Genomic DNA, 20,584 nt, shown 5'->3' with positions numbered 1-20,584 from the left:
CCGCCTTTTGGCAAGGCTCGCTCTTTATGACCGTTTTATCTGGCGTTTACAACGGCTCCATCACGGGGGTTCCGCTGTTTGGAATCGCGCTGGTCCACGTGCTGGAATGCCTGAACTGCCCCATGGTCGAAGACGTACTCCGTAGTGGTCTGTGGCGATCCGGGCTCTGAGAGACTGCGGCACGACGTAGGTGCCGACCGCCGAGAGGTTGTTGGTCGAGTGAGGCGAAGCAAGAACGGTCCCGAGCCGTCGGCGCGGGGCAACTTCACCCCGCCGCCGCGCGCTGCGGCGCCCACCCCCGTTCCCGGTGCGGAGCCGGCAGCGGCTCCGGCGTCCGGTGGCCGTCTCTCGCCCCGGAACTGGCGGGTGCCCACCCGGCTGAACGCGATCCTGCTCATACCCGTGCTGGTCGGCCTCGTCATGGGCGGCTTCCAGGTGAAGGGCTCGATCGACACCTGGCAGGAGGCGCGCGACGCCGAGAACACCGCCCGTCTGGTGCGTGCCGCCCTCTCCTACGCCGACGCGCTGGAGAACGAGCGCGACCTCACCGCCGAGCCGCTGCTCCTGAAGAAGAAGGACGCCGAGAGCAAGCAGGTCGTCGAGGGCGCCCGCAAGACCACCGACCAGGCGGCCCGGGCGTTCGAGGAGGCGGCGAAGAGCGCGCCGGGCAAGTCCGGCCTCAAGCGCCGGCTGTCGCTGTTCCACGAGGCCGAGCCGGAGCTGGCCAGGCTGCGGCAGGCCGCGTACACCTCCCGGATGACCGGTGTGAAGACCGAGGAGGGCTACGTCGAGGTCGCCCACCCGCTGATGGAGTTCGCCAACGAACTCGGGCTGGGCACCGGAAACATCACCTCCTACGGCCGCACGGTCTACGCCATCTCGCTGACCAAGGCGGCGCTGTCGCTGGAGCGGTCGATCGGTACGCACCTGCTGGTCAAGCCCGGTCCGGACGCCCCGAACCTGACGACTCAGCGGATCTCCCTGTCCTCGTACGCCTACCTGGAGCGCATCGCGCTGGAGGAGTACCGGGGCGGTGGCACCGAGGCCGACGCGCAGAAGCTGAAGGACGCCACGACGAAGGTCGAGGCGGACGCCGCCGCGCTGGCCCAGGAGGCCAAGGGCAAGGACCCGGACTACGTCGCCCCGCCGTCCGACCCGGCCGACATGGTCACGGCGCTGGCCACCATGAAGGACACCGGCTCCCTCACCCGTGCCGGGCTGGCCGCCAAGGGCATCACCGCCGACAACTGGTTCGCGGTGAACACGCTGAAGTACAAGGCCTACCGCCAGATCGAGGCGGACATGGCCGACAAGGCCGTGAGCGAGGCGTCCGGCATCGCCGACGACGCCAAGACCTCCGCCCTCGTCACCGGTGCCGTGGTCGTCATCGGTCTGCTGGCCGCGTTCATCCTGGCCGGCCTGGTGGCCCGGCAGATGAGCCGCTCGATGCGCCGGCTGCGCAACGCCGCCTTCGGCATCGCCGAGCAGCGGCTGCCGATGCTGGTCGACCAGCTCTCCCGTACCGACCCCGGCCGGGTCGACACCCGGATCGAGCCGATCCCGATCACCAGCAAGGACGAGATCGGCGAGGTCGCCCGCGCCTTCGACCAGGTGCACCGCGAGGCGGTCCGGCTCGCCTCCGAGCAGGCGCTGCTGCGGGGCAACATCAACGCGATCTTCACCAACCTCTCGCGCCGCAACCAGTCGCTGATCGAGGGCCAGCTGACCCTGATCACCGACCTGGAGAACAACGAGGCGGACCCGGACCAGCTGGAGAACCTGTTCAAGCTGGACCACCTGGCCACCCGTATGCGCCGCAACGGCGAGAACCTCCTCGTGCTCGCCGGCGAGGAGCCCGGCCGCCGCTGGGACCAGCCGGTGCCGCTGGTCGACGTGTTGCGCGCCGCCTCCTCCGAGGTGGAGCAGTACGAGCGCATCGAGCTGTCCGGTGTGCCGGAGGCCGAGATCCACGGCCGCGCGGTCACCGACCTGGTGCACCTGCTGGCCGAGCTGCTGGAGAACGCCACCACGTTCTCCTCCCCGCAGACCAAGGTGCGGGTCACCGCGACCCGGCTGCCCGACGGCCGCGTCATGATCGAGATCCATGACAAGGGCATCGGCCTGACCGCCGAGGACTTCGCGGACATCAACCACAAGCTGGCCAACCCGCCGACCGTGGACGCCGCGATCTCCCAGCGCATGGGCCTGTTCGTGGTCGGCCGGCTGTCCGACCGGCACGGCATCCGGGTCCAGCTGCGCCCCTCGGGCGAGCAGGCCGGTACGACCTCGCTGGTCATGCTGCCGGACGCGATCACGCACGGCGGTGGCGGCGAAGCCCCGCTGGAGCGCGACGAGTTCACCGTCTCGCAGATCATCCCGGAACAGCAGTTCCGGGACGGGGACTTCGGCACTCAGCAGCAGCCCGTGCGCACCGCCGCCGAGCTGGGCTTCGACGACAGCCGGTACACCGAGGGCCCCGACGGCGGCCAGGGGCTGGACACCGTCGGCCGCACCCGGCTGCGCGAGGAGCGCCGCGCCGCCCTGGAGGCCCAGGCGCACGGCCAGCAGCACGCCGAGCCGCAGCACGAGACCGCCGAGGCCCCCTACCAGGACCCGTTCACCGGCCGGCAGCAGGCGTACCAGGAGCAGCCGCAGCAGGCGTACCAGGAGCAGCAGGCGTACGAGGCTCCGGCGTACGAGGAGCAGCACACCGGATCGTACGAAGAGCAGCACACGGGGTCGTACGAGGAGCAGCACACCGGGTCGTACGAGCGGCCGTACGAGCAGCCGTACGACGAGCGGTACTACGCGCCGACGGGCGAGGCGCCGCAGCACGAGGGCTTCCTGGCCGGCGGCGGTTACCCTGAGCCCGAGGCGCCGTATGCGGAGCCCGCTCAGCAGCCGTCCTACCAGGACGACTGGCCGCAGCAGGACGGCTACCAGAACGGCTATCCGGCCCAGTACGCTCCGGAAGCGGAATCCCCGCGGGCCGCTGACGCGAGCGAGCACGACGGCGTAGGCTTCGACCGTCCGGGTACGGCCTCTCCCGCCGCGCACGAGCTGACCGATTCCGGGCTGCCCCGCCGTGGCTCCGCCGCGGGCGGTTCCCACGGCGCCGGCTCCGCGCACGCGAACGGCACGGCGCGCGTGCGGCAGGATGCGGCGTCCCCGGCACCGGGGAGCGCGCAGGGCACGGGCGGCGACGGCGACTGGCGGTCGGCGAACGACGAGCGGTGGCAGCAGGCCGCGCAGCTCAAGAAGCCCAAGGCAGGCGGGGTCACCGCGTCCGGTCTGCCGCGGCGGGTGCCCAAGGCCAACCTGGTCGAGGGTTCCGCCGAATCCACCCCCCAGGGAGGCCCTCAGGTCTCCCGCGCCCCGGAGGACGTCCGGGGCAGGCTGAGCAACCTGCGTCGGGGCGTCCAGCGCGGGCGCAGCGCAGGCAGTGATACGAACGGCCAGGGCTTCGGTCCTGACAGCACCTACAACCAGGAGCGTTAGTGTGAGCCCGATGAGCCAGGCGGCACAGAACCTGAACTGGTTGATCACCAACTTCGTGGACAACACCCCGGGGGTGTCCCACACGGTGGTGGTCTCCGCCGACGGACTCCTTCTGGCGATGTCCGAAGGCTTTCCCCGCGACCGTGCCGACCAGCTCGCGGCCGTCGCCTCCGGTCTGACCTCGCTGACCGCCGGTGCCTCGCGCATCTTCGAGGGCGGCAGCGTGAACCAGACGGTTGTGGAGATGGAGCGAGGATTCCTCTTCATCATGTCCATCTCGGACGGGTCGTCCCTCGCGGTGCTGGCCCATCCGGAGGCGGACATCGGTCTCATCGGGTACGAGATGGCCCTTCTGGTGGACCGCGCGGGCACGGTTCTCACCCCGGATCTCCGCGCGGAGCTCCAGGGAAGCCTTCTCAACTAGTAATCGGACGATGCGTATACGTGTCCCGGGGTCGTAAGGTTTCGGGACGCGGCTTCCACAGGGATGGGTGCCCGGCGCGGTTCGGAGGAGGAGAAAGTGGCAACACCCCCAGGCAGTTCGTCTTCGGGCAATTGGTCGTACGGCCCTGCCCAGGGTCAGAACGACGGCTCGGCGAACCCGTACAACTTCCCCTCCGCCCCCAGCCACCGCCGGCCCTACACCCCGCAGGGCCCCGGCCCGTACAACCAGCCGCCGTACGAGCCGCCGCAGGCGCCGCGCATCCAGCCGGTCCAGCCGCAGCGCCGCCCGGAGCCGGCTCCGGCCTCGGCGTCGAACAACCCCCTGGTGCGTCCGTACGCCATGACCGGCGGCCGGACCCGCCCGCGCTACCAGCTCGCCATCGAGGCACTGGTGCACACCACCGCCGCTCCGCACCAGATGCAGGGCCAGCTGCCCGAGCATCAGCGGATCTGCAACCTGTGCCGGGAGATCAAGTCGGTGGCCGAGATCTCGGCCCTGCTGACGATCCCCCTCGGCGTGGCCAGGATCCTCGTCGCCGACTTGGCGGAGGCGGGCCTGGTCGCCATCCATCAGCCCGGCGGCGACGAGAACGCCGGTGGCCAGCCAGACGTGACACTGCTCGAAAGGGTGCTCAGTGGACTTCGCAAGCTCTAGCGGCGGTCCTTCCCGCTCCACCACCTCCGCGAAGATCGTGGTGGCGGGCGGCTTCGGCGTGGGCAAGACCACGTTCGTCGGCGCCGTCTCGGAGATCAACCCGCTGCGCACAGAGGCCGTCATGACGTCCGCGTCGGCCGGCATCGACGACCTCACCCACACCGGGGACAAGACCACCACCACGGTGGCCATGGACTTCGGCCGCATCACCCTGGACCAGGACCTCATCCTCTACCTGTTCGGCACCCCCGGACAGGACCGCTTCTGGTTCATGTGGGACGACCTGGTCCGCGGCGCCATCGGCGCCATCGTCCTCGTCGACACCCGCCGCCTCGCCGACTGCTTCCCCGCCGTCGACTACTTCGAGAACAGCGGCCTCCCCTTCGTCATCGCCCTCAACGGCTTCGACGGACAACAGCCCTACAGCCCCGACGAAGTCCGCGAAGCACTCCAGATCGGCCCCGACACCCCCATCATCACCACCGACGCCCGCCACCGCGCCGACGCCAAGAGCGCCCTCATCACCCTCGTCGAACACGCCCTCATGGCACGGCTGCGGTAACCCGGCCGCCCGGGCAACCGACCACGGCTCCTGTCGCTCTTCCTTGGCGACAGGAGCCTTCGTCGTGAGCGCGTGCGGGTGGTACGGGGATGAATGTGATCGAGGTCGACGGCTGGAGCGCGCTGCTGTGGGCGGCGCTGCTGCTGGTGCCGAGCGCGCTGGTGTCCTCGGCCCTGCTCTTCCCGGTGCGGGCGCGGCTGCGCAGCCCGCTGGTCCTGGGCTGGCTCACCACGTTCCTGACCGCCGTCCTGCTGCCCCTGTGGACGCCGGGTCTGCGCCTGACCTCCCTGTGGCCGGCGGTCTGCGTGGCCACCCTGTCCCTGCCACTGGACCCGTGGCTGCGAAGGCGGGACGAGAGGCGGCAGGACGGGTGAACGCCCGGACGCGCCACGACCCCGCCCTCCCGGAGGAGTGACGGGGTCGTGGCGTACGGCGCTCAGTGCCAGCTGTGCGGGGCGCGGAAGCCGGGCTCTCGTTCCAGGCGGCGCCAGCCTGCCTTGGCGCGGAGGCGGTGGGTCGGGGCCGGGGTGGGCTGGGCGGCGGCTCGGGCCAGGAGGAGGGCCGTGAGGGCGGCGACTTCCTCGGGCTCGGCGTGGCCCTTTTCGACGCGGATGTCGGGAGTGCTCATGGGTGTCGGTCTCCGTGAGGTCACTGGGGCGGGTTGCCGTGCTTGCGGGAGGGCAGGTCGGCGTGCTTGGTGTGCAGCATCGCCAGCGACTTGACCAGCACCTCGCGGGTCTCGGTGGGGTCGATGACGTCGTCGACCAGACCCCGTTCGGCCGCGTAGTACGGGTGCATCAGCTCGGCCTTGTACTCCTTGACCATCTTCTGCCGCATGGCCTCGGGGTCCTGGGCGGAGGCGATCTGCCGGCGGAAGATGACGTTGGCCGCGCCTTCCGCGCCCATCACGGCGATCTCGTTCGTCGGCCACGCGTAGGTGAGGTCGGCGCCGATCGACTGGGAGTCCATGACGATGTAGGCACCTCCGTACGCCTTGCGCAGGATGAGCGAGATCCTCGGCACGGTGGCGTTGCAGTAGGCGTACAGCAGCTTCGCGCCGTGGCGGATGATTCCGCCGTGCTCCTGGTCGACGCCGGGGAGGAACCCGGGGACGTCCAGGAAGGTGACGATCGGGATATTGAAAGCGTCACACATCTGGACGAAGCGCGCAGCCTTTTCACTCGCCTCGATGTCCAGGACGCCGGCGAGGACCTGGGGCTGGTTGGCGATGATGCCGACGACCTGGCCGTCGAGGCGGGCGAGGGCGCAGATGATGTTGCGCGCCCAGCGCTCGTGGACCTCCAGGTACTCGCCGTCGTCGACGATCTCCTCGATGACCTTGGCCATGTCGTACGGCCGGTTGCCGTCGGCCGGGACCAGGTCCAGCAGGACATCGCTGCGGCGGTCGACCGGGTCCGTGGACTCCACGCGCGGCGGGTTCTCGCGGTTGTTCTGCGGGAGCAGCGAGAGGAGGTAGCGCACCTCGGCGATGCACGTCTCCTCGTCGTCGTACGCGAAGTGGCAGACGCCGGAGGTCTCGGCGTGGACGTCGGCGCCGCCCAGGCCGTTCTGGGTGATCTCCTCGCCGGTCACGGCCTTGACCACGTCCGGGCCGGTGATGAACATCTGCGAGGTCTCGCGGACCATGAAGACGAAGTCCGTGAGGGCCGGGGAGTACGCGGCGCCGCCCGCGCACGGGCCGAGCATCACCGAGATCTGCGGGATGACACCGCTGGCCTTGGTGTTGCGCTGGAAGATGCCGCCGTAGCCGGCGAGGGCGGAGACGCCCTCCTGGATGCGGGCGCCGGCGCCGTCGTTCAGGGAGACCAGCGGGGCCCCGGCCGCGATGGCCATGTCCATGATCTTGTGGATCTTGGTGGCGTGGGCCTCGCCCAGCGCGCCGCCGAAGATGCGGAAGTCGTGCGCGTAGACGAAGACCGTGCGGCCCTCGACCGTGCCCCAGCCGGTGATGACGCCGTCGGTGTACGGCTTCTTCGCCTCCAGGCCGAAACCGGTCGCCCGGTGCCGGCGCAACTGCTCGACCTCCTGGAAGGACCCGGGGTCGAGGAGCAGCTCGATCCGCTCCCGCGCCGTCAGCTTGCCCTTGGCGTGCTGCGCCTCGGTCGCCTTCTCGCTCGGGCCCGCCACGGCCCGCGCACGGATGTCGTGCAGCTCTGCGACCCGTCCGCGCGCGTCCGTCGGCTCACCGGTCGGCTCACCCGTCGTCTCTTCCAAAACGGTCATGTAGCGACCTTACGAAGGACACCAAGAAAAGCGAGCCGTCGACTCTGTACAGTCTCCGGCCCGTTTTCCTGGTACGAGTGAACAGAACCACTACGGAATGCAGCCGTTCCGACTGCTCAGGAGGGCTTCGCGTTGTAGGGAGGCCACAAACCGATCAGCTGAGAGTCACCTCACATTCACGGGTGGCACATGCCATCCCCGGAGTGACGCGCAGCCTCAGACGGCGGTCCGCCGACAGCACCTCGACGCCGTCGCCGGCCCGGGTGACCGCGCGCACCGGGTGCTCCCAGACCAGTTCGAGGGGGGCGCCGGTGCGGGGCGGCTCGCTGATCCGGAGGGCGGCGGTCCGGCCCCGGCGCACGACGAGCACGCTCGCGCCGGCCGAGACGGTCAGCTCCCCCACCGTACCGGTCCCCCAGAAGGTGCACGCCGTCAGCCCCAGCCGGGGCACGGCGACGGCCTGGGCGGTGGTGTCGTTGGCGAGGACGGTCAGCCAGTGCCGGTCGCCCGCCCGGGCGACGGTCTCGGCGCGGGTGGCGCCGGGCAGCAGGACGTAGGCGTAGCAGGCGCCGGCCGGGTCGGTGCCGTGGTCGAGCCAGAGGGTCTGCCAGCGGCGGGTGCGCCGTTCGGGGCTGCCGGCGGTGTTGATGTCGGCCCAGGCGCCGGTGCGGTCCTCGCGCAGGGTGCGCAGCTCGCCGCCGTGGGGCAGGATCCAGCCGCCGTGGCCCTCCAGGTGCGCCCAGTCCCGGCCGCGTACGAGGCGCTGGGTGCCGTTCTCCCCCAGGTTGCGGTTGTCCACGACCGTCTCGACCGGGACGCCGTCGGCGCAGGAGATTCCGGCACCGAGGCAGACCACGGCGTCGTCGAGGAAGTACCAGGACTTGTGGGCCCGGAGGGTGGAGCCGAGGCCCTCGAGGTGCTGGCCGACGGCCGCGTAGGTGCCGTCGGTGGTGCCGCCGACCCAGCGGACGTCCGGTCTGGGGGCGCCCCATTCGCCGCCGGCCCGGTCGGCGAGCCGCCGGGTGGAGACGGTGGTGCCGGGCAGCCGGTACCAGTCGACGGTGGGCCAGTACCAGTCGGTGTACTGGTCGCCGCTCCCCCGCGGCCACCACGAGAGCATGCCGGAGCCGGTGTGCCAGCCGCGCGGGTTCTCGCCGTTGCCGCACTCGTAGTGGGCGATGCGGTCGCTGGCCATGGCGAGGGCGGCGGTGAAGCGGGGGGCGCGGTGGACGGCGCGGTCCATGGCGGAAAAGAGGCGGTGGCCGAGGGGTTCGGGGGCGGCGGGCACGGGCGAGGCGGCGACGGTGTGCAGCCGCGCGAGATCGGCGACCCCGAACTGAGGGGACGTCAGCATCGTGGTCACGGTGTCCCGTTCGATCCAGCCCTTGACGCGGCCGTACCACCGCTCGCGCTCCGCCGTGCTCGCGCCGCCGGCGAGGAGGGCGATGGCGGCGATCAGGGCCTGCCCGTGGTAGTGGTCGCCGCGCATCACGCCCTGGTCGTCGGAGCGTGACCAACCCCGGCTGATGGCGCGGCCGTTGACGCAGTCCATGACCAGTCCGTCGTGGATCAGCGGTGCGTAGGCGTGCTCGACGCTGTCGAGGACGTTCTGCCGGGCGGGGTCGGTGATCTCCCACTGCGAGCCGGTGAGCAGCGCGAACAGCCGCCCGAGACCGTCCAGCAGGACCTGGCCGTAGGTGCCCGAGTAGGCGACCCAGGTGTGCTGGACGAAGGAGCCGTCGGCGTAGAGGCCGTCGCCCCGGGTGACGTACGGGAAGACGGGCGAGAGGGCGTCGCGGGCGAGGGCGATCTTCCGCGGGCTGCGGCCGAGGACGCCGCGCAGGGCGACCGAGCGGCACAGGTCGACGCGGTTGGCGCCGGTGGAGGTGCCGGAGTAGTCGGTGAGCACGGTGTCGGGCAGGAAGTGGTCGACGGCCGCACAGGCCGCCGCGACCCGGTCCGGGCCCGCGTGTGCGTACAGGGCGGCGGTGATGTCCATCAGCAGGCGGGGGCTGCCGATCTGCCACTCCCACCAGTTGCCGTAGCGGGTGGTGGCGGGGTGGTAGACGGTGGCGGACAGGTGGTCGAGGCCGCGCAGCACGTCGGTGAGCAGGACCGGGTCGCCGGTGACGCCGGTACCGGCCTGGACGTACGCCTGGGTCATGGTCCACAGGCGGCCGTAGCTGAAGGTGATCCCGGAGGGCGGGTCGAAGGGGTGACCGGGCCACAGGGAGGCGGGGCCGGGGAGCATGGCGGCCTGGAACTCCCGTGCCCGCTCGCCGAGTCGGGCGAGGCGGGAGGCGTACGGTTCGGCGGCCGGGTCGTATCCGGTGCCGAGCGCGATGCCGAGCCAGCGTTGGCGCAGCGTCTCGTAGGGGTCGGCGCCGGCCGCGCGTGCGCCCCACCCGGGGGTGGCGGCGAGGGCGGCGGCCAGCAGCAGTGCGCGTCGGGACATGCCGAGGGGCCCGGTCACCGCCCTCGCCCGCCGCTCAGCAGCCGCCGCAGTTGTAGTAGAGGACGTCCCAGTGGTTGCCCTCGTCGGCGTAGATGTTCCCGGAGCCGGACTTGTACTGCGGGGCGCCGTCACCGCGCAGGCCGATGTACGTGAAGGTGTTCTTGACGTACGACGTCACGCACGTGTTCTTGCCGTAGTCGAGCTTGTAGCCGTTCCAGTGGGAGTAGGTGCCGGAGGCGTGGCCGGTCTCGGTGCCGCCGGTGATGTTGAGCGCGCAGCCGCTGGCTCCCTTGAGGGTCTGGGCGCCCTGGGCGGTGGCGAGGTTGAGCTGCTCGAAGGACGTGCAGGTGGAGTTGTTCCGGTCCGAGCAGTTGCCGGAGGACGACCAGGTGATGCCGACCTGGCGGAACATCGAGGTGGCGGTGGCGTGGCTGATCTTGGTGACGGCGAAGGCGTCGGTGGCGGTGCCGACGACGGCGACGCCGGGGGCGACGACGAGGGCGAGGGCGGTCAGCAGCGGGCGGGTCTTCATGGCATGCCTTCCTGCGGTGGGCCGGGGTTTCTCGGGGCGGCTGTGCAGGTGGTGCAGGCAGATGGTGCCCGAGGGGGCGGGGGGTGCACCAGAGGCACGAACGGGTGACTGTGCGCGAGCGTGGCGACACGGTGAGGTTGTAGTTGAACGTTGAACAGATTGGGGTTATGGTCAGAGCCGGAACTTAGTTCAACGTTCAACCAGGAGCACGTCATGGGCATCTTCGGCCGCAAGAACACCACCACCCAGCCCGCCCCGGCCGCGCCGGCCTCCACCGGTCCCGACCTGACCGCGCTGACCGGCGACTACGAGATCGACCCGGCCCACAGCACGATCGGGTTCGTCGCCCGGCACGCCATGGTCACCAACGTCAAGGGCGGGTTCGGCGACTTCACCGGCACGCTGCACCTGGACGGGGCCGACCCCGCGAAGTCGACCGCCGTGCTCGATGTCCGGATGGAGAGCATCGACACGGGCAACGCGGACCGGGACACGCACCTGAAGTCGGCGGACTTCTTCAAGACGGACGAGTTTCCGATGATGACGTTCCGGTCCACGGGCGCGGAGGCGCTGGGCGGGGAGGACTACCGCGTCACCGGCGAGCTGTCCCTGCTCGGTGTCACCAAGCCGCTGACCATCGACCTGGAGTTCAACGGCTTCGCCAAGGACCCGTTCGGCAACGAGCGTGTGGGCTTCACCGGCAAGGCGGAGATCCTGCGGTCCGAGTGGGGCCTGACGTGGAACGCGGCGCTGGAGACGGGCGGGGTGCTGATCTCCGACAAGGTGAAGCTGACGTTCGACATCTCGGCGATCAAGCAGGCGTGAGGTGGGTCGGGGGCCCGCCGTGGGTGTGGGCTCCGGTGTTCGGAAGTGGCTGTTGGGCCGCTCGCTTCCCGGTCAGTGTCGGGCTTCCGCGAGCCGAGTCAAGGGCGCTGCGCGTCGCCTTCGGCGATGGCCCTCCGGGCCACCCTTGACACGCCTCGCTCCAGCCCGGGGAAGAAGCGAGCGAGCGGCCCGGAAGAGCGGTGGCCCCGACCGGTACCGGACCCTGGGGCAGGCTGCCCACCCCTGTCGGCAGGGGCACGCACCCGCGCCTCGCCAGCACGCCGGGTGAGCTTGGCGGCTTCCGGCCCGGTGGGGCGGTGCGCGTCCTCGCCTCGCCTGCACGCCGGGAGGGCGAAGCGGCTTCCGGCCCGGTGGGTGGTACGCGCTCGCGTCTCGCATGGACGCCGGGAGGGCGCGGCGGCGAACGGCCCGGCGGCGGGTGGCAGGTGCGCGATCTCGCCTCGCCTGCACGCCGGGAGGGCCAAGCGGCGTGCAGCCCGGTGACGGGTACGCGCTCGCGTCTCGCGTGGACGCCGGGAGGGCGCGGCTGGCGGGCCGGTGGTGGGTGCCGGTCGTCCTCGTCTCGCCTGCGCGCCGGGCCGGGGCGGTTCGGTGGCTGGCTGGTGGTCCGGTGGGGTGGCGCGGCGCCTTGTGGCGGGGTGGTGGCGGACGGCCTTCCTAGGCCCTGGCGCGGTCGATTCGGGGGGCGGGGCTGCTGTCGTGGTGGGGCTGGGGGCCGAGGGGGTTAATTATGGACAGGCATTCCAAAACTGCCTACCGGGTGGATCGGCCGACGACCCGGTGAGGCCCGGCCGCCGCCCGGGGAACCCGAAGGGAAGCCCGCACGGGGAGCCCTTGTGACCGGCTGGCCTGATGACGGCCGCCGGACGCCCACCGGCCCGGCGTGCAGGCGAGACGCGAGGGCGCACCCGCCACCGAGCCGGAAGCCGCTGAGCCCTTCCCGGCGCGTGCAGGCGAGACGCGAGCGCGTACCACCCGCCACCGGGCCAGCAGCCGCCAAGCCGACCCGGCGTGCGGGCGAGACGAGACCGCGCACCGCCCCACCGGGCCGGAAGCCGCCAAGCCCTCCCGGCGTGCTGGCGAGGCGCGAGCGCGCATTCCTCGCCGACGGTGCGAACGCAGCCGACCTCAGGGGCCGACGAGGTCGAGCCGGCCACTTTCCCCTGGCCGCCCGCTCGCTTCTACCCCGTGCTGGAGTGAGCCGTGTCAAGGGTGGCCCGCAGGGCCATCGGCGCAGCCGACGCGGAACGCGCCCTTGACTCGGCTCACGGAAGCACGACACTGACCAAGAAGCGGGCGGCCCCACGGTCACTTTCTCAGGAACTCACACCACACGATCTTTCCTGGGTTCCGCTCCCCCACGCCCCACTTGTCCGCCAACGCCGCGACCAGGAGCAGTCCCCTGCCGTGTTCCGCGTTCGCATCCGGCGCCGGGTCCGGGCAACGGACCTCGCCCGGTCCACTGTCGTGCACCTCCACCCGTAGGGCGCCGTCCGCGTGCCGGGCCAGACGGAGGAGAAAGCCACGGCCCGCGGGGACACCGTGGAGAAGGGCATTGGTCGCCAGCTCGCTCACGCAGAGCAAGACGTCGTCGCCGCGCTCGGCCGCCGCCCAGTCGATCAGGGTCTGCCATGCGAACTGCCGTGCGAGCCGTACCGACCTGCGGTCCCGCCGGTAGAACGCCTGGCGTGTGTGGGGGTGTTGGGTTTGTGCATTCACGAGGCCAATGTCACTGTGTGTCACTACACTGGGGCAGTGAGTGAAGTCGTAGTCCTCATCACTACGAGTCCACTACGACAGATCGGCGTGCATACGGGGGAAAGGAACGGCCATGCACGTGGCACCCAGGCCCAAGAAGGTCGGTTCGTGGTATGCGGTCGGCGCACTCGTCGCCCACTACCGCAAGAAAGCACACCTCACACAGGAACAACTGGCCGAGATGGCCAACATCTCCGTCGACACAGTGAGGTCCATCGAGCAAGGGAGGCTGGCCCTACAGCCGGATCGCGCCGAGCAGTTCGATGACCTCCTGGAAACGGGCGGCGCCTTAACGGTGGTCGTCGCCAGGCTGCCGGTACGGGATCGGATCGTTCAGTTCGCTCAGGGATTGGTCGATCACGAGCAGGAAGCGATGAGCATTCTCGCCTACGAGACCCAGATGGTGCCGGGATTGCTGCAGACCCGGGAGTACTGCCTGGCCGCCTTCGACTCCCGTTATCCCGCGCTCGGGAGCGAGACGGCTGAGCAGTGGGTTCAAGCTCGCATGGATCGGCAGTTGATCTGGCAGCGGGACCGGCCGCCCGTGGGGCACTTCGTCCTGGAGGAGAGCATCCTGCGGCGAGAGGTCGGCGGCCCGGACGTCATGCGGGCACAGATTCGGCAGATCCTTGAGTACACCGCACCCATTCATATGAGCGTGCAGATCATGCCCATGGACCGCATGCCGCACGCCGGGCTCGCGGGACCCATGACCCTGCTGGAAACTCCCGAGTTCGAGCGACTGGTCTACCTGGAGGTGCAGCGCGCCAGCTTCCTCGTCGATGATCCCGACGAGGTCAGCGATTACCACCTCAAGTATGGAATGCTGCGGTCCCAGGCCCTCTCACCCGACGAGAGCGTGCGCCTGCTGAAAGGACTGCTAGGAGAGTCATGAACACCGCAGCACTCGCATGGTTCAAGTCCAGCTACAGCAGCAACGAAGGCGGCAACTGCCTCGAAATGGCTTGCTCCTGGCGCAAGTCCAGCTACAGCAGCAGCGAAGGCGGCAACTGCGTAGAGGTAGCCTCCCACCCCGCCGCCATCCACATCCGCGACTCCAAGATCCCCACCGGCCCCACGCTCACCCTCTCCCCCGCCACCTGGAACGACTTCCTCAAGGGCGTCTAGCCCTCAGAAGTTGCCGCCGCCGAAGTCCCCGCCCCCGCCGAAGTCGCCACCGCCTCCGTCGAAGCCACCCCCGTCGCCGAAGCCACCGCCGAAGTCGCCGGGATCGAAGTCCGTGCCGGAGACGTCCCCGCCCTCGTAGCCGCCCGCGCCGAAGTCGCCGTACCCGGCTCCGTAGTCGGCGGCGTAGGAGGGTGTCGCCATCATGCCGCCCAGCATGGTGCCGACGAGGAGGCCCGGCAGCAGGCCGCCGCCGAAGTAGCCGCCCGCCCAGGGGCCGTAGGCGGGGCCCGCGTCCCAGTAGGGGCGGCGGCCGTAGTCGGTGTCGACCTCGCGGATCACCGGGTCGCGGCCGTCGGCCAGACGGGTGGCGTCGGCCGCGCAGACCGGCACGTTGCGCGGGGCCCCGCCGGGCGGGGTCCAGGTGGCGTCGGTGGTGGACGGGCCGTGGCGGGGGTCGAAGAAGCACGGCGGGCGGCGCTGCGGGAGCGGGCGGCCCTCGCGGCGGGCGGCGAGGGTGGCCAGGGAGAAGCGGCCGTCCTCCAGCGCCTCGGTGACCCCGCGGACGTCCTCCGGGCGCTCCGCCATGGCCATGCGCTGTTTCGCGGTGTCGTAGGCGTCGAGCGCGTGCTCGTAGTCCGCGCGCATGGCGTCGTCGGCGCCGGGTGCGCCGGGCTGGAAGTCCAGGCGGTCCAGTTCCTCGCCGAACGCGGTGATGTCCTCGTCCACGACCACCCGCAGCCGGTCCAGGGCGGCCCGCTGCTCGTCCTCGCGGCGCCGGCGGTTGCGCCGGACCAGTGTGTACGCGCCCGCGCCGGCCGCCACCAGGACGGCGGCCGTCGCGATCAGGGCCGTGCCGGACACCCGGCCGTCGGTCGTGCCGCCCCAGCTCCGGGGGGCGTGGCCGCCCATGTTGATCAGGGCGCGGTCGGTGAAGTCGGCCAGCTGGGTCGTGGTGTCCTCGCCCTGGACGCTGCGGACGAGGTTCTGCCGGGCCGTGGGCGACATGACGGAGGAGTCGGCGCGGGCGTCGAAACGGTCGCCGAGGCGGACGCCGTACAGGCCGGTGATCCCGGTCGCCGCGCGCAGGTCGGTGAAGAGGCCGGCGGTGGGGTAGCCGGCCGGGAGGACCGCGATGAACAGGGGCCTGTCCGCGCGTTTGATCCGGGCGGCGAGGGCTTCGGCGGTCTGGGCGGAGAGCTGGTCCCGGGCGGCCGGGTCGACGTAGACCGGGCTCGCGCGCAGGGCCCGGGCGATCTCGGAGACGCTGGTGTCCGCCCTGGCCCCGGGTGCGAACGTGGTCGTCAGCACCAGGACCAGCACGGCCAGCAGCAGTGCGGGGAGGCTTCGGTTCCGCGGCACGACCTTCATACCTCGAAACTACCCGAAGCCTCCCCAATTAGGGCATCCGAGGTCAGGCGGCCCGGTATGCCTCCGCGAGCTTCTGCACCGCCTTTCCGTACCGGCCGGTCAGCAGCAGGTGGTCCGCGTCGGCGAAGGGCTTGGAGACCGCCTGGGTGAGGTGGCCGGCCGCCTTCCGCTGGACCAGGAGGCGGGCCCGGGTCACCAGCGCGCGTCCGGCCTTGTCGTCTCCGTGCCGCTCGGCCGCCGCGGCCCTGGCCGCGAGGGCGCGCAGGGTGGACGTGCCGCCCTGCGGGATCTCGGCGAGGGTGGTCAGGCCCCAGCCGTAGGGGAACTGCGGGTCGTACGCCGTGTCGCCCACATTGATCGGGAGCTGGGCCTCGGACTTCGGCCAGCTGACCGGGAGCTGTCCGGTGAAGGGGCGCTTGCCGTAGAGCACGTCGGCGACGCCGTCGCCCTCGGTGCCGGGCAGCCAGGAGGCCACCAGGGCGTCGATCCCGCCGAGCCGGTCCCCGATGAGCTGGGGGCGGCCGGAGACGATCAGCACCGCGCACTTCATGGCCGCGCAGACCTTGTCCACGGCGGCCCGGTCGGCGGCCGACAGCGTGAGGTCGTGGCCGTTGTTGCCGACGTCGCCGACGCCCTCGGCGTACGGGGTCTCGCCGACGACGACCACGCCCACGTCGTGGCCGGCCAGCGGTGCGGACGCGTCCTTGGAGTAGGTGACCCGGCCGCCCGCCTTCCGCAGGCCCTCCAGGACGGTCGTGCCGGGCACGATGTCACCGGAGGCGCCCTGCCAGGTGACGGTCCAGCCGCCGGTCTGGTTGCCGATGTCGTCGGCGTTGGACCCGGCGACGTACACCTTCTCGCTCTTCTTCAGCGGCAGCAGCCCGCCCGTGTTCTTCAGCAGCACCTGCGACTCGGCGGCGGCCCGGCGGGCGACCTTCCGGTGTTCCGCGGAGCCGATGGCGGCGGCCCCGGAGGTGTCGGCGTAGGGGTGCTCGAACAGGCCGAGCTTGAACTTCTGGGTGAGGATGCGGGAGACGGCGTCGTCGATCCGCTTGCCGGTGACCCGGCCGGCCCTGGCCTCGTCGACGAGCGTGGTGCTGAAGTCCTTGTAGGAGTACGGCACCATCATCATGTCGACGCCCGCGTTCACCGCCGTGCGCACCCGGGTGGGCTGGTCGCCGGGGAGCTGGTCGACGGCGTTGTAGTCGCTGATCACGAAGCCGTCGAAGCCCATCCGGTCCTTGAGCACGCCGTTGATCATGTCGCCGCGGGCGTGCATCTTGACCGCGCCCTTGCCGTCGCCGGTGATGTCCAGCGAGGAGTACGACGGCATGACCGTGCCGACACCCCGGTCGACGGCCTCCTGGTACGGCGCCAGGTGGATGTCCTCCAGCTGCTCGCGGGTGGCGGTGGTGACGCCCTGGTCGATGGTGTACGAGCCGGTGGCCGAGGAGCCGTAGGCGGTGCCGCCGTCGGCGGCGAAGTGCTTGGCCGAGGCCAGCACCTTGTCGGCGCGCCCCAGGTCCCGGCCGTCGGCGCGGCCCTGGAGGCCCTGGATCACCGTCTCCATGGACTCGACCAGGGCCGGGTCCTCGCCGTAGGACTCGTAGGCGCGGCCCCAGCGTTCGTCGCGGCTCACGCACAGGCAGGGCGCGAAGTCCCAGGGGACGCCGGTCGCGCGGACCTCGGCGGCGGTCACCGCGCCCGTCGCCTGGGCCAGTCGCGGATCGCGGGAGGCGCCGATGCCGATGTTGTGCGGCAGGATCGTCGCGCCGACGAGGTTGTTGTGGCCGTGGACCGCGTCGACGCCGTAGACCAGCGGGATCTGGAGGCGGGTGGCCCGGGTCCGCAGCTGGAAGCCGTCGATCATCTTCGCCCATGCCTCGGGCGTGTTGGGCGTGGGCGTGGAGCCGCCGCCGGACAGCAGCGAGCCGAGGGCGTAGGCAGTGATGTCGGCGCCCTGGCCCACGCCGCCGCGCTCGGCCTGGGTCATCTGGCCGGCCTTCTCCGCCGGCGACATCCGGCCGAGCAGGTCGGCGACCCGCTCGCGGATCGGGAGCCTGGCGTTCAGGTACGGCAGTCCGTGCGCGTCGACCACGACCTGCGGATTCTCGGCGGGCGCCTTGGCGCCGGTGACCGTGAGCTTCAGCGGGATGGTCTCGGCGGGTTCGGCCGCGCGGTCGCGGCGGGTGGGCACCTCGATGGTCCGGGTGGCGCCGGAGGCGGTGCCGGCGGGGAAGGTGAGGGTGCCGGAGACGGGGGTGTAGTCGGCGCCGGAGGTCGCGGTGCCGCCGGCCGTGGTGTAGGCGACGGTCACGGGGTCGGCGAGGGGTGCCTCGCCGGTGGTGGCGACCGTGACCTTCACCTTCGCCGTGCCGCCCTCCTTGACGGGGTGGACGGGCGCGTCGGTGGTGACGGTGGCGCGCAGGGCCGGGTCCGCCGTGCCGTACAGCTCCACGCCGTCCATGGCGAAGTCGCCCTTGGCGCCGGCCGGCAGGGTGAGGGAGTAGCCCCACATCTCCTTGAGACCGAGGACGTGGTCGATGCCGCCGACGGGCTGGTAGTCGGTGCGGTAGACGAAGTCGGTGAAGGGGAGTTCGACCTGCTTCCAGCCGGTGAAGTCGTCGGTGAAGGAGGCCGTCCAGAGTTCGGAGGCCTCGCCGTGGGCGCCGCCGTCCTTGATCTCCAGGGTGATCTTCCGCCCGTTGTTCCGGCCGTCCCACCAGAAGCGGATGCCCCGGTGGGCGGACCAGTCGTGGGCGGGGGCGGTGGCGGCGTAGTCGTGGGTGAAGCCGCCGTAGCCGCTGATGTCGTAGGCGCCGGTCAGGACCTTGGCGCCGTCGGGGGCGTCGGCGCGGTCGGCCAGGCGCAGGGCGGGCGGGTCGTCGCTGTCGCCGCCCCAGGTGAAGAGGCCCTCGGCGGGCTGGGCGGCGAAGGGCACCTCGCCCTCGAAGCGGTCGACGGCGGTGGGGGCCGGCCCGTCGGCGGCCCGGGCGGTGGCCGCCCAGGGCAGCAGACCGGCCAGGAGCGTGGCGGAGGCGAGCAGGGCGGTTCTACGCATGGACCTTCCCTTGACTCTCACGGTGCACTCGTGGACTCTCGTGGTTCACTCAGGGCTTAGCTCACGCCGTGAGTTAACTAGGGCCTCACATCCCCGTCAAGACGACCCGTCATCCGTCGAACCCTGAAGGAAGGGCGACGCACCATGAGGAGAACCCCCCGCGCGGTCCGGCTGCTGCTGGCCGGACTGCTCTCCGCCGCCGGGTACGGCGTGGCCGCGGTCCCCGCGCACGCGGCCGGCGAGCAGGTCACCGCCTGGCTCACCACCACCGACGACTCCGCCGGCCGGCATGTCGTACGCGGCCTGGCGCCGCAGACCCCGTTCGCCTTCCAGCCCGGCACGGGCGGGAGCGGCGAGAACATCACCGTGGACGAGAACACCCGCTACCAGACCTTCACCGGCGGCGGCGCGTCCTTCACCGACACCGCCGCCTGGCTGATGAACGGCAGCGGAGCGCTGTCGCAGACGGCCCGGGACGCGGCCATGCGCAAGCTGTTCTCGCCGGCCGACGGCATCGGCCTGTCGTTCCTGCGCAACCCGATGGGCGCCTCCGACCTGGCCCGCTACGGCTACACCTACGACGACGTGCCCGCCGGGCAGAGCGACCCGTCGCTGGCGAGGTTCTCCCTAGCGCACGACCTGGCGGACGTGGTCCCGCTGACGCAGCAGGCGCTCCGGCTGAACCCGTCCCTGACGGTGATGGCCTCGCCGTGGACGGCACCGGCGTGGATGAAGGACAGCGGCTCGCTCAACGGCGGCTGGCTGAAGGCCGAGGACTACGGCGCGTACGCCGCGTACTTCGTGAAGTACCTCCAGGCGTACCAAGCGCAGGGCATCGACGTGCGGTACGTCACCGCGCAGAACGAGCCGACGTGCTGTTCCGGCTATCCGTCGATGAGCTGGAACGCGAGCGGCCTCGCCTACTTCACGAAGAACGAGCTGCTGCCCAGGCTCCAGGCGGCGGGCCTGGGCACGAAGGTGCTGGCGCACGACTGGAACTGGGACGTGTACGACTCCTACGCGGCCCAGACCGTGGACGACCCGGCCGTCCGCAGCCACCCCAACTTCGGCGGGATCGCCTGGCACGGCTACGGCGGTGACATCGGCAAGCAGACCGCCGTGCACAACCGGTACCCGGCGCTGGACGCCTTCGGCACCGAGCACTCCGGCGGCACCTGGATCGCGAACCAGCAGCGCGAGGACATGTCGGACATCATCGACTACACGCGCAACTGGGCGAAGTCGGTGACCAAGTGGTCGCTGGCCGTGGACCAGAACATGGGCCCGCACAACGGCGGGTGCGGCACCTGCACCGGACTGGTCACCGTGCACAACGGCGATGGCGCGAGCGGCACCGTGGACTACACCGTCGAGTACTACGACATGGGCCACCTGACGAAGTTCGTCCGCCCCGGCGCCCAGCGCATCGCCTCCACCGCGTCCGCCGCCGTGCCGAACGTGGCCTGGCGCAACCCGGACGGCAGCAAGGCGCTGATCGCGTACAACGACTCCTCGTCGGCGAAGACGCTCACCGTCAACTGGGGATCACAGCACGCCACGTACGCGCTGCCGGGGAAGACCTCGGCGACCTTCACCTGGTCCGGCACCCAGTCCGGGGGCGGCGACCGGACCGGGGCCTTCGTGGGCCTGGCCGGCAAGTGCCTGGACGTGGCGGGCGGTTCGAGTGCCGACGGCACGGCGGTGCAGCTCTACGACTGCAACGGCAGCACCGCCCAGCAGTGGACCGTGCGGGCCGACGGGTCGGTCCGGGCGCTCGGCACGTGCCTGGACGTGGCCTCGGGTTCGACGGCGGACGGCGCCAAGGTCCAGTTGTACGGCTGCAACGGAACCGGTGCCCAACGGTGGTCGTACGACGCGGCCACGGGTGATGTGGTGAACACGGCGGCCGGCAAGTGCCTCGACGTCACCGACAACTCGCCGGCGAACGGGGCCCGGGCCCAGATCTGGTCGTGCACCGGGGCCGCCAACCAGAAGTGGGCACTGCGTTAGGCGGGACATTGCGACACACGGGG

At 71.2% G+C, this 20,584-nt stretch carries 16 protein-coding genes; 9 read left to right on the top strand and 7 right to left on the bottom strand.

Annotation, left to right across the window (positions count from 1 at the left end; translation table 11 throughout):
• The first annotated feature begins 219 nt into the window (after positions 1–219).
• The 5 genes from ACZ4W9_RS23995 to ACZ4W9_RS23975 all read left to right on the top strand — a co-directional run bounded on the left by ACZ4W9_RS23995 (position 220) and on the right by ACZ4W9_RS23975 (position 5,533).
• Positions 220–3,498, top strand: a complete 3,279-nt coding sequence (locus ACZ4W9_RS23995; protein WP_467939081.1) for a sensor histidine kinase — start codon at positions 220–222, stop codon at positions 3,496–3,498.
• Between the two features lie 10 nt (positions 3,499–3,508).
• Positions 3,509–3,922 carry a roadblock/LC7 domain-containing protein gene (locus ACZ4W9_RS23990; RefSeq protein ID WP_004983065.1) on the top strand — a complete coding sequence of 138 codons (414 nt, stop codon included), beginning with the start codon at positions 3,509–3,511 and terminating at the stop codon, positions 3,920–3,922.
• 96 nt (positions 3,923–4,018) lie between these two features.
• Positions 4,019–4,597, top strand: coding sequence for a DUF742 domain-containing protein (locus ACZ4W9_RS23985; RefSeq protein WP_467939079.1), 579 nt, complete (start codon positions 4,019–4,021; stop codon positions 4,595–4,597).
• Entirely contained in the window at positions 4,578–5,159 is a 582-nt protein-coding gene (locus ACZ4W9_RS23980) for a GTP-binding protein (protein WP_093769009.1), read from the top strand. The genes ACZ4W9_RS23985 and ACZ4W9_RS23980 overlap by 20 nt, the downstream gene beginning before the upstream one ends.
• Before the next feature lie 89 nt (positions 5,160–5,248).
• Positions 5,249–5,533 carry a hypothetical protein gene (locus ACZ4W9_RS23975; protein WP_467939077.1) on the top strand — a complete coding sequence of 95 codons (285 nt, stop codon included), beginning with the start codon at positions 5,249–5,251 and terminating at the stop codon, positions 5,531–5,533.
• Between the two features lie 62 nt (positions 5,534–5,595).
• Here the strand turns inward: ACZ4W9_RS23975 and ACZ4W9_RS23970 are convergent, their stop codons facing one another.
• The 4 genes from ACZ4W9_RS23970 to ACZ4W9_RS23955 form a co-directional block, all read right to left on the bottom strand.
• A complete protein-coding gene (locus tag ACZ4W9_RS23970) occupies positions 5,596–5,787 on the bottom strand; it encodes an acyl-CoA carboxylase epsilon subunit (protein ID WP_467939075.1) in 192 nt (63 codons plus the stop codon).
• A 20-nt stretch (positions 5,788–5,807) separates the two neighbouring features.
• Positions 5,808–7,403 (bottom strand): acyl-CoA carboxylase subunit beta, encoded by a 1,596-nt coding sequence (locus ACZ4W9_RS23965; RefSeq protein ID WP_467939073.1) that lies wholly within the window; start codon positions 7,401–7,403, stop codon positions 5,808–5,810.
• Positions 7,404–7,557: 154 nt separating this feature from the next.
• A complete protein-coding gene (locus tag ACZ4W9_RS23960; protein ID WP_467939071.1) occupies positions 7,558–9,858 on the bottom strand; it encodes a polysaccharide lyase 8 family protein in 2,301 nt (766 codons plus the stop codon).
• 34 nt (positions 9,859–9,892) lie between these two features.
• Positions 9,893–10,390, bottom strand: a complete 498-nt coding sequence (locus ACZ4W9_RS23955; RefSeq protein WP_467939069.1) for a hypothetical protein — start codon at positions 10,388–10,390, stop codon at positions 9,893–9,895.
• Positions 10,391–10,603: 213 nt separating this feature from the next.
• Here ACZ4W9_RS23955 and ACZ4W9_RS23950 point away from each other — a divergent pair, with 213 nt between their 5' ends.
• Complete coding sequence (locus ACZ4W9_RS23950) at positions 10,604–11,215, top strand: YceI family protein (protein ID WP_467939067.1); 612 nt, start codon at positions 10,604–10,606, stop codon at positions 11,213–11,215.
• A 1,329-nt stretch (positions 11,216–12,544) separates the two neighbouring features.
• Here the strand turns inward: ACZ4W9_RS23950 and ACZ4W9_RS23945 are convergent.
• Positions 12,545–12,955, bottom strand: coding sequence for an ATP-binding protein (locus ACZ4W9_RS23945; RefSeq protein WP_467939065.1), 411 nt, complete (start codon positions 12,953–12,955; stop codon positions 12,545–12,547).
• A gap of 112 nt (positions 12,956–13,067) precedes the next feature.
• Between ACZ4W9_RS23945 and ACZ4W9_RS23940 the strand changes: the two genes are divergently transcribed.
• Together ACZ4W9_RS23940 and ACZ4W9_RS23935 are read left to right on the top strand one after the other, a co-directional pair.
• Positions 13,068–13,889: a helix-turn-helix domain-containing protein gene (locus tag ACZ4W9_RS23940; RefSeq protein WP_467939063.1), complete on the top strand. Its 822-nt coding sequence runs from the start codon at positions 13,068–13,070 to the stop codon at positions 13,887–13,889.
• On the top strand, positions 13,886–14,122 hold the full coding sequence (locus tag ACZ4W9_RS23935) for a DUF397 domain-containing protein (RefSeq protein WP_467939061.1): 237 nt from the start codon (positions 13,886–13,888) through the stop codon (positions 14,120–14,122). Before ACZ4W9_RS23940 ends, ACZ4W9_RS23935 begins: the two co-directional genes overlap by 4 nt.
• 3 nt (positions 14,123–14,125) lie before the next feature.
• Here the strand turns inward: ACZ4W9_RS23935 and ACZ4W9_RS23930 are convergent, their stop codons facing one another.
• Both ACZ4W9_RS23930 and ACZ4W9_RS23925 read right to left on the bottom strand, forming a co-directional pair.
• Positions 14,126–15,490 (bottom strand): hypothetical protein, encoded by a 1,365-nt coding sequence (locus ACZ4W9_RS23930; protein ID WP_467939059.1) that lies wholly within the window; start codon positions 15,488–15,490, stop codon positions 14,126–14,128.
• 43 nt (positions 15,491–15,533) lie between these two features.
• Entirely contained in the window at positions 15,534–18,551 is a 3,018-nt protein-coding gene (locus tag ACZ4W9_RS23925) for a glycoside hydrolase family 3 N-terminal domain-containing protein (RefSeq protein ID WP_467939057.1), read from the bottom strand.
• A 144-nt stretch (positions 18,552–18,695) separates the two neighbouring features.
• Here ACZ4W9_RS23925 and ACZ4W9_RS23920 point away from each other — a divergent pair, with 144 nt between their 5' ends.
• Positions 18,696–20,561, top strand: coding sequence for a ricin-type beta-trefoil lectin domain protein (locus tag ACZ4W9_RS23920; protein ID WP_467939055.1), 1,866 nt, complete (start codon positions 18,696–18,698; stop codon positions 20,559–20,561).
• Positions 20,562–20,584: the final 23 nt, after the last annotated feature.

Source organism: Streptomyces sp. NPDC029296 (genome assembly GCF_055569255.1).
This window is presented reverse-complemented; position numbering and strand designations above follow the sequence as displayed.